This is a genomic window from Bordetella genomosp. 13 (assembly GCF_007679965.1).
Taxonomy (GTDB): Bacteria; Pseudomonadota; Gammaproteobacteria; order Burkholderiales; family Burkholderiaceae_B; genus Bordetella.
Map to the genome: position 1 here is coordinate 188530 of NZ_VEHL01000005.1, position 13645 is coordinate 202174.

The window sequence follows — 13645 nt, forward strand, 5'->3', positions numbered from 1 at the left end:
ACGGTACGCCGATCGGGCAGGGAGGGAGTCTAGGGAATGCATGCATCCGGAAAAAGAGGTCTTCTTTGGAAAGACTTTTCCATCTGCTCGACAACTGTCGGGAAGCTGTCAGGAAGAGAGGCGATGCTCGCGCCCGCATGGTGTCGCCGCACCTTTGCGTCGCCCAGAAACGAGTGGGCCTCCCTTGCGGGAGGCCCGACCCTTCATTGCACGCGGCGCACCGGCACGGACTAAACGGGGGGATCGCTGCTTGTCACTCGCGGCTTACGGAGATAAGCCGCTCGGTGTCCGGACAGGCCGGTCCGGTGCGCCTCGGGGGGTCTGCTCACCCCCCTGTGCTTAGAACCGGTGACGCAGGCCGACGGCGAAGGCGGTGCTGCGCAGATCGTCCTGGAACGCGTAGTTGTCGGCGTACGAAGCGTAGGCGTACAGGTTCGTACGCTTGCTCAGGTCATACGTCGCGCCCAGCGAGAAGATGTTGGTGGTTTCTTCGGCGCCGGCGATCAGCTTGTCGTTCTTCGGGTCGACGCGCTGGTACGAAGCCAGCAGCTTGGTGGCACCGAACGGAACGGTGGCGCCAACCATCAGCGAGTCGGCGCGGAAGCCGTCAGCAGTGCGCAGCGAGGGCAGGCCCACGTTGCTGTCGCCGGTCGTGCCCGGGTTGACGGCGGTGAACCAGCCGTTGCGCGTCTGGCCCCAGGCGGCCGACAGCTTGACCACTTCGAAGTCGTAGGCGGCGCCCAGGATGTACGAGCGAACCTTCGGCACGTCGTCGTTGGCGGTCGAACCCTTGAACTGGTCGTACGTGCCGAACAGGTCCAGGGGGCCGTTGGTGTAGCGCAGGCCGCTGGTGATGGCGCGGGTGTTGTTGTTGGTGGCGAAGTTGCCGGCACCGTCAACCGCGAACGAGTAGCCCACGGCGGCGCGGAAGCCCGCGAAGCTCGGGGTCTGGTACATGACCATGTTGTCGTAGCGGGTCGACTGAGCCGAGCTGAAGGCGGCGCCGGAGCTGGCCAGCGCGTAGTCGGTGCCGAACGGGGAGATCGATTCCAGGTACTTGGAAGCGACGTTCTTCTGACGGCCGAATTCCAGCGTGCCCCAGGCGTCGTTCGCCAGGCCCACGGTGGCTTGGCGACCGAACAGGCGGCCGCCTTGGCTCGACGTGCCGGTTTCGTTGTTGAAGCCGGATTCCAGGGTGAAGATCGCCTTCAGGCCGCTGCCCAGATCTTCGGAACCACGCAGGCCCCAACGCGAGCCGTTGCTCACGCCGTTGGTGGCGCCGATGTGGCTTTGCTTGAAGCCGTTGGCGCCCTTGACTTGCTCGTAACCGAGACCAGCGTCAATCAGGCCGTACAGCGTAACCGAGGTCTCAGCTTGAGCGACACCCGTGAAACCAATCGCCAGAGCGGCGACAAGCAGCGTTTTTTTCATGAAGGACTCCTGAGTTGTTTTGGCTCTGTTCGCTTGCGCCACGCACCGGCGAGGCATGCCAATCGAGCTGGGACGGAGTCTAGGGTTTACACGGGGGTAGGGAAAAGCTTGGTTATATGGAAAGACTTTTCCATATTGCTACCCAATCGCGACGTGGGGTTATTTTTGGAACTTTTTGTCAGCGACGCCGGACTCACGCGCGCACGCGCATCATGGGATGACGCATGCATGCGCCTGCGAGCGCATGCGCGGGTGCGCACGCTCGCGCACTCACGCGCGTAGCACGCGTTTATGGCGCAGATGTGGCGGTGCCAGGCTGTTGCGTGGTCGCCGCAACGGGAATCCCGGATGTGGCGTGGAAGCCGCAGAGGCCAGGCCCGGCACGGTCCGCATTCGTGCAGGGAGTGCACGGATACGCATCGCCAACCCCGCTGTGCATCCCGCGCTGTGCATCCCGGAGAGACAGGGAAGCAAGGGCCTTGCCTAGAATATGTCTTGTCATCCAGAGTCCACAATTCGGGTCGATGCCGATAGGGCTTACCCGTATCAGCCCGGACCGGCGCATGGCCATCGAAATAGATGATGTTAAACATATGAACTCCGCGGCCCGGCCGCTAGAGGGAATGGAGACGTACACATGAGTCTGGTGGAAGAAACCGGCAGCGGGCTGGATGGGCTGGGCCAGTTGCGCGCGTTGATGCAGTCGGGCCGCAAGCCCGGCATCATGGTGTCGCTGGATCTCGATTTCATCGAGGTCGAATCGGGCCTCGCGGTGTTCGCGGGCGTGCCCGGCGACCATGCCTACAACCCCATCGGCACCGTACATGGCGGTTATGCCGCGACCCTGCTCGATTCCGCGTGCGGATGCGCGGTGCATTCGCGCCTGCCGGCGGGGCAGGGCTACACCACGCTGGAGTTGAAAGTGGCCTATCACCGTCCGGTCACGCGTGACACCGGGCTGGTCCGCGCCGAGGGCCGCGTGCAGACGCTGGGCCGCCGGGTGGCCTTCGCCGAGGCCACGCTGACCGATGCGCAGGGACGCCTGTACGCCACGGCGACCTCGACGCTGCTGGTGTTCGATCTGGAGTCGGGCGCGTCCAGGACGGCCTGAATACGCGCGGATACGCACCGCGGCCGCGCCGCGGCCCGGATGCGCAGGTTCTAAGCCTTGCGTGGCGGCCGGCGCGGCGCGTCCGGTTCGGCCAGCGCGTCGCGCGCCGCCGCCAGGATCTGGTTCGAGAGGGCGTCGCCGCGGGTGGCGCGCGCCAGCGTCAGTGCGCCGACCATGGTGGCCAGCTGCGCCATGGCGGCGCGGGTGCGTTCGGATGCGTCGGCGCCGTCCTGCAGGCTGGCGATCGCGGCCAGCAGCCGCTTCAGGCCTTCTATGTAGGCATCCTGCACCGGCGGCTCGCCGTCGTGGCGGGCGACGTCGGCGGCCAAGGCCGCGGCGGGGCAGCCCTTGCCGGGATGGTCGCGGTGCGGACCGCTGAGGTAGGCCTCGACCAGTGCGCGCCGCGACGTGCGGCCGGTGGCCGCCGCCTGCCAGCGTCCCACGGCCTCGTTGAAGGCCTGTTCGCAGGCCACCGCCGCCAGCGCGTCCTTGGATTCGAAATGGCCGTAGAAGCCGCCATGCGTCAGGCCGGCGGCCGCCATCAGGTCGGCCACGGTGACGCCGTCGATGCCCCGTTCACGGAACAGGCGGGACGAAGCGGCCTCGATGGCGAGGCGGTTCCTGTCGGCCTGTTCCCGCGATACCCGGGGCATGATCGGTCCGTTCCGTCAGTTGCGCACGTAGTAGATGCGCATGGCCTGCTGCCGCGATTGCGGATCGACCACGCGGATCGTGACCTGGCGCGCGGTGAAGCCGTCGGGCAGGGCCATGGAGCCTTGCGCGTGCGTGTAGCGGTCGAGCTTGATGGCGATGGGTTCGGAGGTGACCGTGTCGCGGCGGCCGTTCCGGTAGCCGCCCGAGACTTCCAGCGTGATGTTGCCCTGGAACGTCTGGCCGCCTTCCTTCTCGCGCATGATCAGCGCCTGGTAGGCCAGTTGGCCCGGCTGCTGCTGGCGGAACTCGCCCCAGCGCACGCCGATGTCGCCGCCGCGCGGGTCCGGCGGCACGGCGTCCAGGAACATCGCCATTTCCTGGGTCAGCGCCTGCACGCGTTCGCGGGCCTGGGCCAGGTCGGTGGTCTGCTGCTGCTGGGCCGACTGGTTGGCGTCACGCTGCGCGCGCGTCTCGTCCAGTTGGGTCTGCAGGCGCTGGCGCTCCATGTTGGCGGCGCTGAGCTCGGAGTGCAGTTGCTCGGACTGCTCGGCGGTCAGCCGCTGCGGACCATAGTTGGTCTGCAGGAACAGCACGCCGCCCGCCCCGAGCACGATGCCCACCAGCAGCAGGACCAGCCAGCGCGGCATGCGGCGGCTGCGCTTGCCCGGTTGGTAAACGGAGGGCTTGAAGACTGCCCGCTGCGATCGTCCGAATGCCATGCAAAAAACTTCCTATGCCTGTGTCGTGCCGCCGCGAGGCTGGGCCTGCTGCGGGCGAAAATACCAGAGGATACCCGCTGTGGGCCGTGTAGGGGCCGGCCGGACAATTCTGGTTGCTTACGTTGATACCGTGAAAAGTTTAGCGGCTGGCCGCCAGGGCGGCGTCCAGCTCCGCCAGGCGTTGCGGCGTGCCGACGTCGACCCAGCGGCCGGCGTGGCGTGACGCCAGCACCGCGTCGCGCGCCATCGCGTGACGCAGCAGGGGGGCCAGCTTCGCGGGCTGGCCGATGGGCAGCCCGCCGAACAGGCTGGGCCGGTAAATGCCGATGCCGGCAAAGGTCAGCCGACGAGCGTCGGCGTGGACCGAGCCGCCGTCGGCCGAGTCGGCTCGCGCAGAAACGGCCTGCCCGGCGCCGGGATGTGCCGCGCCCGTCGTGCCTTCATCGTCACCCGCGCGGCCATCGGCGCGCAGCGTGAAGTCGCCGGCGGGATGGTGCGCCGGGTTGTCGGTCAGCAACAGCCACGCGTCCGCGCCTTCGTCGTCCAGCCGGCGGGCCAGCGCGGGCGCCTGGGCGGGATTCCAGTCGCACCAGATGTCGCCGTTGATGACCAGGAAGGGCGCGTCGCCCAATCGCGGCAGCGCCTGCGCGATGCCGCCCGCGGTCTCCAGCGCGGCCGCTTCGGCCGAGTACTGGATGCGCACGCCCCATTGCGTGCCGTCGCCCAGCTGCCGGACGATCTGCTCGCCCAGCCAGGCGTGGTTGATGACCACGTCGCGCAGGCCGGCGGCGGCCAGGCGTTCCAGGTGCCAGACGACCAGGGGCTTGCCGCCGGCGGCAAGCAGCGGCTTGGGCGTATGGTCGGTAAGGGGGCGCATGCGCTCGCCGCGTCCGGCCGCCAGGATCATGGCCCGCATCAGAAGGTGTATCCCACCGTGGGCGCGCGCTGGTCGAGGCGGTCCAGCAGGCGCAGCAGCGGCGCGAACACGCCGTAGCGCTGGGCGACCTGGCGCACATAGACGTTGACGCGCGGCATGTGCGCCAGATAGCCGGGCTTGCCGTCGCGATGGTTCAGGCGGGCGAACACGCCCAGGATGCGCAGGTTGCGTTGCAGGCTCATCCATTCGTAGGCGCGGTGGAACTCGGCGAAGTCGGCGTCGACCGGCAGGCCCGCGGCGCGCGCCATTTCCCAGTAGCGTATCGCCCAGTCCAGCTGTTGCGGCTCTTCCCAGGTGGTGCGGGCGTCGGTGACCAGCGAGGCCAGGTCATAGGTCAGCGGGCCGGCCAGCGCGTCCTGGAAATCGAGGATGCCCGGATTGGGGCCGTGGCGCGGGTCTTCGCAGACCATCAGGTTGGGCGAATGGAAGTCGCGGTGCACGTAGACCGTCGGCTGGCCGTCGGCGCTGCCCGCCAGCAGCTGGAACACCTGGCGCAAGGCGGCGTTCTCCTTGTCGTCCAGGGTGGCGCCGTGGTGGCGGCCCACGTACCACTCGGGGAACAGTTCGAGTTCCGCCGCCAGGCGCGCGCCGTCGTAGGCGGGCAGCCCGGTGACGGCGGCCTGCTGCATGCGCACCAGCGCCGCCAGCGCCTGGCGGTACAGCGCCTGCAGGCGGCCGTCGTCCAGGCCGGCCTGGATGCGTTGGTAGTACGTGTCGTTGCCCAGGTCGGACAGCAGCAGCAGGCCGTGTTCCGGCGCCTGCGCCAGTACGGCCGGCACGTTCAGGCCGGCGTCGCGCAGCAGGCCGCCCGCGTGCAGAAAGGGGCGTACGTCCTCGTGGGGCGGCGGCGCGTCCATGACGATGGCCGTGCCGTCGCCGGCGTCCAGCCGGAAATAGCGGCGGAAACTGGCGTCGCTGGACGCCGGGCGCAAGGTCTCGGGATGCAGCGCCAGGTCGGCGGGCAGGCTGCTCAGCCAGGCCTGGAGCTGTTCCAGGCGGGGATCGGGGGATGTGCTCAAGGCGGCCGTCTCGGGGTCGGAAAGCTGGGAAACCGGCCGTGGCCGGGGCCGTGATTGCCCGGGTGTTGGGCTGTCGCGCGGCTTCTCTATAATACCGGGTCGTTCCAGCCCATGCGGCTGGTCGTTTCCTCATCGATAAGGTCGACTCGTCCGTGCGCATGGTCCGGTGCTTGATTCTTTCCGCAGTCTGCGTCGCCGGGGCCGTGCAGGCCCAGAGCCGCCCGGGTTCGACACCGCCGGTCCCGACACAGGATGTCGAAGTCCGCGGCCTGCGCACCTCCACCGAGCTGCGTACCTCGACGGGTCTGCGCCAGCATCGCCTTCCCGACGACAAGATCCCGGCCTACATGGAGGCCGACGACATGCAGGGCAGCGCCGATTCGCAGGTGGTGCTGACCGGCAACGCGCAGGTGCGCCGCATCGACGGCGTCATCAAGGGCGACCGCATCACCTACGACCGTGCCACCGGCGAGGTCGACATCAAGGGCAGCGCCCGCATGGTGCGCGACGGCACGCTGATCACCGGTCCGTCCGCGCGCCTGAACGTCGACACCTACAGCGGCGAGATCGAGCAGCCCAACTTCTGGATCGGCGCCACCGGCGCTTCCGCCACGGCTTCGCACGCCGACATCTTCAGCCAGTCGCAGATGCGGCTCAAGCAGGTCACCTACAGCGGCTGCCCCTGCGAAAAGCCCTCCTGGTACATCAAGGCCGACACGGTCGACCTGGACTTCGACGAGAACGAAGGCGTGGCCCGCAACGGCGTACTGTACTTCAAGGAGGTGCCCATCCTGGCGTCTCCCTACCTCAGCTTCCCGGTCAAGGCCGAGCGCAAGTCCGGGTTCCTGATCCCCACGTATGGCGGGTCCAGCAAGAGCGGCATCGACATCGCGATCCCGTACTACTTCAACCTGGCGCCCAACTACGACATGACGCTGACGCCGCGCTATTTCAGCAAGCGCGGCCTGCAACTGGGCGCCGAGGGGCGCTATCTCGGCGAATCCTATTCCGGCATCCTGCAAGGCACCTACCTGCCCAACGACAACGAGGCGGGCATGGACCGCTGGATGTACCGGTCGGTGCACACGCAGCAGTTCGGCAATGGCTTCTACGGCACCTGGGACATCGCCAACGTATCGGACGACGACTACTTCCGCGACATGTCCACGCTGGGACTGAACGAGGCGTCGACCACCTACCTGCCGCGCCGTGCGCTGTTCGGCTGGAGCAGCCAGTACTGGCAGAGCTACGTGCAGGTCTACAAGTACCGCACCCTGCAGGATCCGGACGCCCCCATCGTGCCGCCGTTCGACAAGCAGCCCGAGTTCTTCCTGAAGGGCGCCCGCTACGACTGGAACGGCTTCGACGCCGAGTGGGAGTCCACCGCGGTGCGTTTCCGCCGTCCGCTGTTCATGGGCGAGCAGGTCGGCGCGGAGGGCGACCGGTTCCAGACCTATCCCACGGTGTCCTATCCCATCGTGCGGCCGGGCTGGTTCGTCATTCCCAAGGTCGGCGTCAACTACACCCAGTACGACACCAACTGGCACAACGGCGACTGGAACGGCCTGGGCAGCACCGATCCCTATCGCCGCACCGAGTCGCGCACCGTGCCCATCGGTTCGCTGGACGCCGGCATGGTGTTCGAGCGCGATGCCTCGCTGTTCGGCCGCGCCGCCACCCAGACCCTCGAACCGCGCATCTACTACCTGCGCGTGCCGTATCGCGACCAGTCGACGCTGCCCGTGTACGACACCACGCTGGCCGATTTCAGCTTCGCCCAGGCGTTCCAGGAGAACCTCTACGTCGGTGGCTGGGACCGCATCGCCAATGCCAACCAGATCACGGCGGGCCTGACCACCCGCTTCCTCGACGCCGACACCGGTTTCGAACGCCTGTCGCTGTCTGCGGCGCAGCGCATCTACTTCGAGGACCAGCGCGTCACGCTTCCCTACGAGACGCCGCGCGAGAACGTCCGCTCCGACTTCCTGGTGGGCGCCAGCGCCGCGCTGACCGATACGCTGAGCACCGACCTGGCGGTCCAGTACAACCCGTACGACAACCGCTGGTCGCGCACCTACATGAGCGCCCGCTGGTCCCCGCAGCGCTTGGCGACCATCGCGCTGGCCTATCGCTACCAGCGCGATCCGCTGCCCGGCGTGTCGTACCAGCCGCGCGGCCAGAACCAGATCAGCCTGGGGGTGCAGTGGCCCTTCAGCAAGCGCTGGTACGGCGTCGGCCGTGTCGACTACTCGCTGCGCTCCGAAGCGTCCACCGACACCGCCATCGCCGAACGCCCGCGCGTCACGCAGGCCATCGCCGGCGTGGAATACAAGGGCGATTGCTGCTGGACCGGGCGCGTGGTGTTCCAGCGCTATGCTGTCTCGGCGGCGGACACCAATACCGCGCTGTTCTTCCAACTCGAGCTGACCGGCCTCGGCGCCCTGGGCACCGATCCCATCGGACTGCTCAACCGCAGTATCCCGGGCTATCAGCCGGTTACGCCGCGCCCCGTGCCCGGCACGTCATTTGAAAGGTATGAGTAATGCGTAGATTGCAGAACCCGCGCCGCTTGTCCGGCTCTGTGCTGACGCTGGCCCTGTGCGCAAGCCTGGGCGCCGCGCCGGCTTTCGGCCAGCCGGGTTCCCAGCAGGGCCAGCGCCGCCCGGCGCCCGCCGCCGCCCCGGCGGCCTCGACCCCGGCCGCCGCTGCGCAGGGCGAGCAGTTCGCCGACGGCATCGCCGCCATCGTCAACAAGGACGTGATCACGTTGCGCGAAGTGCGCCAGGCCGCGCAAGAGGCCGTGACCGACCTGCAGCGCCGCCAGATCGCCGTGCCCGACAACGAGACGCTGCAGCGCCAGGTGCTGCAACGCCTGATCATGGAGCGCCTGGAACGCCAGGAGGCCGACCGGCTGAACATCCGCGTGGACAACGCCCAGGTCGACCAGGCGATCACCATGGTCGCCAACCGCAACAAGCTGACGGTCGACCAGCTGCGCGGCGAGATCCAGAAGTCCGGCGTGGGCTGGGAGGAATACCGCAAGACGCTGCGCGACGAGATCCGCCTGGACCGCCTGCGCCAGCGCACGGTGGACTCCAGCATCATCATCACCGATGCCGACATCGATGCCTATCTGAAGGACCAGGCGCGCGGCCAGGGCGGCCGCTTCGCGGGCGGCGGCGCGCCGGCCCCCGCCGCGGCGCCCCAGGCGGCGCCGCAGGCCGCGGGCCCCGTCTCGCTGACGCTGGCGCAGATCCTGGTGCGCGTGCCCGAAGGCTCGTCGCCCGAGGCCATCGCCGCGCTGCGCAAGAAGGCGGAAGACCTGCTGGCGCGCGCCCGCAAGGGCGAGGACTTCGCCAGCCTGGCGGCGGCCGGGTCCGACGGTCCCGAGGCGCTGCAGGGCGGCCAGATGGGCTCGCGCCCGCTGGACGGCTGGCCGGACCTGTTCATCCGCGCCGTGGGCTCGTTGCCGGCCGGGCAGGTCTCCGACCTGGTGCAGAGCGGCAACGGCTTCCACATCCTGAAGGTGGTGGCCCGCACCAGCGCGGGCGGCCCGCAGCCGGGCGGCCAGCAGCCCGTCACGCAGCCGGGCGGGCAGTTCTCCGCGCCCACCGCGCAAGCCAGCCAGGGGCCGGTGCGCGTCACGCAGACCCACGCGCGCCACATCCTGATCAAGACCTCCACGGTGATGAGCGACCAGCAGGCGCGCGAGCGCCTGGAGCAGGTCCGCCAGCGCATCGCCTCGGGCAGCACCACCTTCGAGGCCATGGCGCGCCAGTACTCGCAGGACGCCACGGCGCCGCAGGGCGGCGACCTGGGCTGGACCAATCCCGGCGAGATGGTGCCGTCGTTCGAGGCCGCGATGAATGCGCTGCAGCCCAACGAACTGAGCCAGCCCGTGCAGTCGCCATTCGGCTGGCACCTGATCCAGGTGCTCGAGCGCCGCGAGCAGGACGTCACCGACGAAATGCAGCGCATGCAGGCCCGCCAGGTCCTGTTCGAGCGCCGCGCCGCGCCGGCCTTCGAGGATTGGCTCGAGACCCTGCGCGGCCAGGCCTATATCGACAACCGCCTCGAGAAGCGCGAAGCCATCGAGCAGCGTTATCGCTAGACCGCCCGCGCCACCGCGCGCCGCCTTGCACCGGCAGGGCGGCCCGCATCGGCAGGCAAGGTAATACCAATGTCCCAGCATCAGGCGCGCAAGCGCTTCGGCCAGAACTTCCTTACCGACGAAAGCGTGGTCGAGTCCATCGTGCGGGCCATCGGCCCGGCGGCGGACGACCGCGTCATCGAGATCGGCCCGGGCCTGTCGGCGCTGACGCGTCCGCTGCTCGAGCGGCTGTCGCACCTGACCGCCGTCGAGATCGACCGCGACCTGGCCGCGCGGCTGCGCAAGCAGCATCCCGCCGAGCGCCTGACCGTGGTCGAGGCCGACGCGCTGACCATCGATTTCGCCGAGTTCGGCACAGACCTGCGCGTGGTCGGCAACCTGCCGTACAACATCTCCAGCCCGCTGCTGTTCCACCTGATGACGGCGGTGGACAACGTGCGCGACCAGCACTTCATGCTGCAGCGCGAGGTCATCGACCGCATGGTGGCCGAGCCCGGCGGCGCCGACTACAGCCGCCTGTCGGTGATGCTGCAGTCGCGCTATCGGATGGTCAAGCTGTTCGACGTGCCGCCGGAGGCCTTCGATCCGCCGCCGCGCGTGGTATCGGCCGTCGTGCGCATGCTGCCGCTGCCGGCCGACCGCCTGAAGCCGCGCAGCGAAGCGGCCTTCGAGCACGTGGTGGCGCGCGCGTTCTCGCAGCGGCGCAAGATGCTGCGGCGCGTGCTGGCCGACTGGGCGGCGCACGTGCCCTGGGAAGCGCTGGACATCCCGCCCACCGCGCGCGCCGAAGAGGTGTCCGTGGACAAGTTCATCCGGCTGTCCGACGCGATGGTCGACGCGGGTCTGGCCGGCTAGGCATCGGGCTCGGGACCGCGCTGCGCGGCATGCTGGCAAGTCCGTGCGAGCGAGCCCTCGCGTGCCCGTCGTGCCGTCGGGCTGGAGCCGCCCGGCCTACAGCCGCCGCTTGCCCGCCGCCATCCACAGCCGCATCGCGTCGCGCGCGCGGTCGGCCAGCAGCGTCTCGGCCTGCTCGCAGGCCTGCTGCAGCGTCATCGGGCCGCTGGCCAGGCTGAAGGCGGCGGTGATGCCGCCCGCGTACAAGGCCTCGTAGCCTTCTCCCAGCGATCCCGCCAACGCGATCACCGGCACGCCGGCACGGTGGGCGATGCGCGCCACGCCCGCGGGCGTCTTGCCGCGCAGCGTCTGCGCGTCCATGCGGCCTTCGCCGGTGAAGGCCAGCGTCGCGCCGTCCAGGGCCTGCTCCAGGCCGCCCAGTTCCGCCACGATCTCGACGCCGGGCCGGAAGGCCGCGTCCAGGAAGGCCAGCGCCGCGAAGCCCAGGCCGCCGGCCGCGCCCGCGCCCGGGGTGTCGCGCAGGTCGCGCGACAGGTGGGCCGCGCAGACGTCGGCCAGGCGCGCCAGGCTGGCGTCCAGTTCCTTCACCTGTTGCGGCGTGGCGCCTTTCTGCGGGCCGAACACGTGCGAGGCGCCTTGCGGGCCGCACAGCGGGTTGTCCACGTCGCAGGCCACCTCGACGCTGACGTCGCGCAGGCGCGCGTCCAGGCCGCTGGTGTCCAGGCGGGCCAGGCGGGCCAGCGCCGCGCCGCCCGGCGGCAGCTCGGTGCCGCGTTCGTCGAGAAAGCGCACGCCCAGCGCGGCCAGCATGCCCGCGCCGCCGTCGTTGGTGGCCGAGCCGCCCAGGCCCAGGATGATGCGGCGCGCGCCCGCGTCCAGCGCGGCGCGCACCAGCTGGCCCACGCCCTGGCTGCTGGCGCGCAGGGGATCGCGCCGCGCCGGCGGCGTCAGTTCCAGGCCCGCGGCGGTGGCCATTTCGATGACGGCCGCGCCGTCGGCCAGCCAGCCCCATCCAGCCTGGCGCGTCTCGCCCAGCGCGCCCTGCACGGTGCTTTCGCGCCACTGCCCGCCCGTGGCGGCCAGCACGGCCTGCACCGTGCCTTCGCCGCCGTCCGCCATGGGCACGCACAGCGTCTGCGCGCCCGGCACGGCCTGGCGTACGCCCTGCGCGATGGCGTCGGCGGCCGCGGGCGCGGACAGGCTTTCCTTGAACGAGTCGGGGGCGATGACGATCTTCACGGGGCGTCTCCGGGGTGCTGGCGCGCGCGGGCGCTCGATGTTGTCATGTGCTGGCATGATACCTGCCGCAAAGTTGCGGCGTACCATAGGACTTTGCGCCCCGCCTCGCCGAACAGGAGACAGCATGACCGTAATGCGCCGCACCAAGATCGTCGCCACCCTGGGTCCCGCCACCTCGACCCCCGAGCGCCTGGACGCGCTGATCCGCGCGGGCATGGACGTGGCCCGGCTGAACTTCTCGCACGGCAGCGCCGACGACCACCGCGAACGCGCCCGCCAGGTGCGCGAGCTGGCGGCAAAGCAGGGCCGCTTCGTCGCGTTGATGGGCGATCTGCAGGGACCCAAGATCCGCATCGCGCGCTTCGCCGACAAGCAGGTCACGCTGAAGGCCGGCCAGCCGTTCACGCTGTCGAACTCGCATCCCAAGGAAGAAGGCGACGCCTCCATCGTCGGCATCGACTACCCCGAGCTGGCGCAGGACTGCAAGCCGGGCGACGAACTGCTGCTGGACGACGGCCGCGTGGTGCTGCAGGTCGACCGCATCGACGGCGACGCCGTGCACACCACGGTCACGGTGGGCGGCCCGCTGTCCAACAACAAGGGCATCAACCGCCGCGGCGGCGGCCTGTCCGCGCCCAGCCTGACCGAGAAGGACCGCGCCGACATCCTGCTGGCCGCCGAGCTCGAGCTCGACTACGTGGCCGTGTCGTTCCCGCGCTATGGCCACGACATCGACGAGGCCCGCACGCTGGTACAGGCCGCGGGCAGCCAGGCCTGGATCATCGCCAAGATCGAGCGCGCCGAAGCCGTGGTCGACGACGAGGCCCTGGACGCCCTGATCCGCGCCAGCGACGGCGTGATGGTGGCGCGCGGCGACCTGGGCGTGGAAGTGGGCGACGCCGAGCTCGTCGGCATTCAGAAGCGCATCATCCTGCACGCGCGCAAGCTCAACAAGGTCGTCATTACCGCCACGCAGATGATGGAGTCGATGATCAACAGCCCGATGCCCACGCGCGCCGAAGTGTCGGACGTGTCGAACGCAGTGCTGGACTACACCGACGCCGTGATGCTGTCGGCCGAGAGCGCCTCGGGCCAGTATCCCGTCGAGGCCGTGCAGGCCATGGCGCGCGTGTGCCTGGGCGCCGAGAAGCATCCCACCAGCACCAAGTCGCATCACCGCCTGGAAGAGACGTTCGAGCGCTGCGACGAGACCATCGCGCTGTCGGCGATGTATGCCGCCAATCACTTCCCGGGCGTGAAGGCCATCATCGCGCTGACCGAAAGCGGCAACACCCCGCTGATCATGTCGCGCATCCGTTCGGGCGTGCCCATCTACTGCTACAGCCCCAGTCCCGTCACGCAGCATCGCGCGGCGCTGTTCCGCGGCGTGTACACGGTGCCCTTCGAGGCCGAGAAATACGATGCCGCGCAACTGAGCGACGCCGCCATCGACGAACTGAAGAAGCGCGGCCGCGTGCAGGAGGGCGACTGGGTCATCCTGACCAAGGGCGATTTCCACCGCGACAGCGGCGGCACCAACGGGATGAAGATCCTGAAGGTGATGTAGCG

Annotated in this window: 11 protein-coding genes; 5 read left to right on the plus strand and 6 right to left on the minus strand. The window is 69.3% G+C overall.

Annotated features, from left to right (window positions below; translation table 11 throughout):
- Positions 1 to 339 precede the first annotated feature (339 nt).
- Positions 340 to 1431 (minus strand): porin, encoded by a 1092-nt coding sequence (locus FS845_RS14185; RefSeq protein ID WP_144636299.1) that lies wholly within the window; start codon positions 1429 to 1431, stop codon positions 340 to 342.
- Between the two features lie 637 nt (positions 1432 to 2068).
- Between FS845_RS14185 and FS845_RS14190 the strand changes: the two genes are divergently transcribed.
- A complete protein-coding gene (locus tag FS845_RS14190) occupies positions 2069 to 2542 on the plus strand; it encodes a PaaI family thioesterase (RefSeq protein ID WP_144636303.1) in 474 nt (157 codons plus the stop codon).
- Between the two features lie 50 nt (positions 2543 to 2592).
- Here the strand turns inward: FS845_RS14190 and FS845_RS14195 are convergent, their stop codons facing one another.
- The 4 genes from FS845_RS14195 to FS845_RS14210 all read right to left on the minus strand — a co-directional run bounded on the left by FS845_RS14195 (position 2593) and on the right by FS845_RS14210 (position 5871).
- Complete coding sequence (locus FS845_RS14195; protein WP_144636306.1) at positions 2593 to 3195, minus strand: TetR/AcrR family transcriptional regulator; 603 nt, start codon at positions 3193 to 3195, stop codon at positions 2593 to 2595.
- 15 nt (positions 3196 to 3210) lie between these two features.
- The gene (locus FS845_RS14200; protein WP_144636309.1) at positions 3211 to 3915 is read right to left on the minus strand and encodes a DUF6776 family protein; all 705 of its coding nucleotides are present in this window, start codon (positions 3913 to 3915) and stop codon (positions 3211 to 3213) included.
- Positions 3916 to 4054: 139 nt separating this feature from the next.
- Positions 4055 to 4831 carry an N-acetylmuramate alpha-1-phosphate uridylyltransferase MurU gene (murU, locus tag FS845_RS14205; protein WP_144636312.1) on the minus strand — a complete coding sequence of 259 codons (777 nt, stop codon included), beginning with the start codon at positions 4829 to 4831 and terminating at the stop codon, positions 4055 to 4057.
- Positions 4831 to 5871, minus strand: coding sequence for an aminoglycoside phosphotransferase family protein (locus tag FS845_RS14210; RefSeq protein ID WP_144636316.1), 1041 nt, complete (start codon positions 5869 to 5871; stop codon positions 4831 to 4833). Before FS845_RS14210 ends, murU begins: the two co-directional genes overlap by 1 nt.
- 152 nt (positions 5872 to 6023) lie before the next feature.
- On the opposite strand from FS845_RS14210, the gene FS845_RS14215 reads away from it, so the two are divergent.
- The 3 genes from FS845_RS14215 (at position 6024) to rsmA (ending at position 10837) form a co-directional block, all read left to right on the plus strand.
- Positions 6024 to 8414: an LPS-assembly protein LptD gene (locus tag FS845_RS14215; protein ID WP_144636319.1), complete on the plus strand. Its 2391-nt coding sequence runs from the start codon at positions 6024 to 6026 to the stop codon at positions 8412 to 8414.
- On the plus strand, positions 8414 to 9982 hold the full coding sequence (locus tag FS845_RS14220) for a peptidylprolyl isomerase (protein ID WP_144636323.1): 1569 nt from the start codon (positions 8414 to 8416) through the stop codon (positions 9980 to 9982). The genes FS845_RS14215 and FS845_RS14220 overlap by 1 nt, the downstream gene beginning before the upstream one ends.
- Before the next feature lie 69 nt (positions 9983 to 10051).
- Positions 10052 to 10837, plus strand: coding sequence for a 16S rRNA (adenine(1518)-N(6)/adenine(1519)-N(6))-dimethyltransferase RsmA (gene rsmA / locus FS845_RS14225; protein WP_144636325.1), 786 nt, complete (start codon positions 10052 to 10054; stop codon positions 10835 to 10837).
- A gap of 96 nt (positions 10838 to 10933) precedes the next feature.
- On the opposite strand, the gene FS845_RS14230 is transcribed toward rsmA, so the two are convergent.
- On the minus strand, positions 10934 to 12076 hold the full coding sequence (locus FS845_RS14230; protein WP_144636328.1) for a glycerate kinase: 1143 nt from the start codon (positions 12074 to 12076) through the stop codon (positions 10934 to 10936).
- A gap of 124 nt (positions 12077 to 12200) precedes the next feature.
- Here FS845_RS14230 and pyk point away from each other — a divergent pair, with 124 nt between their 5' ends.
- Positions 12201 to 13643 (plus strand): pyruvate kinase, encoded by a 1443-nt coding sequence (pyk, locus tag FS845_RS14235; protein WP_144636331.1) that lies wholly within the window; start codon positions 12201 to 12203, stop codon positions 13641 to 13643.
- Positions 13644 to 13645: the final 2 nt, after the last annotated feature.

Bases quoted from the DNA above. Each gene is read 5' to 3' on its own strand.
- FS845_RS14195 (WP_144636306.1), bottom strand. From the start codon at position 3,195: ATGCCCCGGGTATCGCGGGAACAGGCCGACAGGAACCGCCTCGCCATC.
- FS845_RS14200 (WP_144636309.1), bottom strand. From the start codon at position 3,915: ATGGCATTCGGACGATCGCAGCGGGCAGTCTTCAAGCCCTCCGTTTAC.
- murU (WP_144636312.1), bottom strand. From the start codon at position 4,831: ATGCGGGCCATGATCCTGGCGGCCGGACGCGGCGAGCGCATGCGCCCC.
- FS845_RS14185 (WP_144636299.1), bottom strand. From the start codon at position 1,431: ATGAAAAAAACGCTGCTTGTCGCCGCTCTGGCGATTGGTTTCACGGGT.
- FS845_RS14220 (WP_144636323.1), top strand. From the start codon at position 8,414: ATGCGTAGATTGCAGAACCCGCGCCGCTTGTCCGGCTCTGTGCTGACG.
- FS845_RS14190 (WP_144636303.1), top strand. From the start codon at position 2,069: ATGAGTCTGGTGGAAGAAACCGGCAGCGGGCTGGATGGGCTGGGCCAG.
- pyk (WP_144636331.1), top strand. From the start codon at position 12,201: ATGACCGTAATGCGCCGCACCAAGATCGTCGCCACCCTGGGTCCCGCC.
- rsmA (WP_144636325.1), top strand. From the start codon at position 10,052: ATGTCCCAGCATCAGGCGCGCAAGCGCTTCGGCCAGAACTTCCTTACC.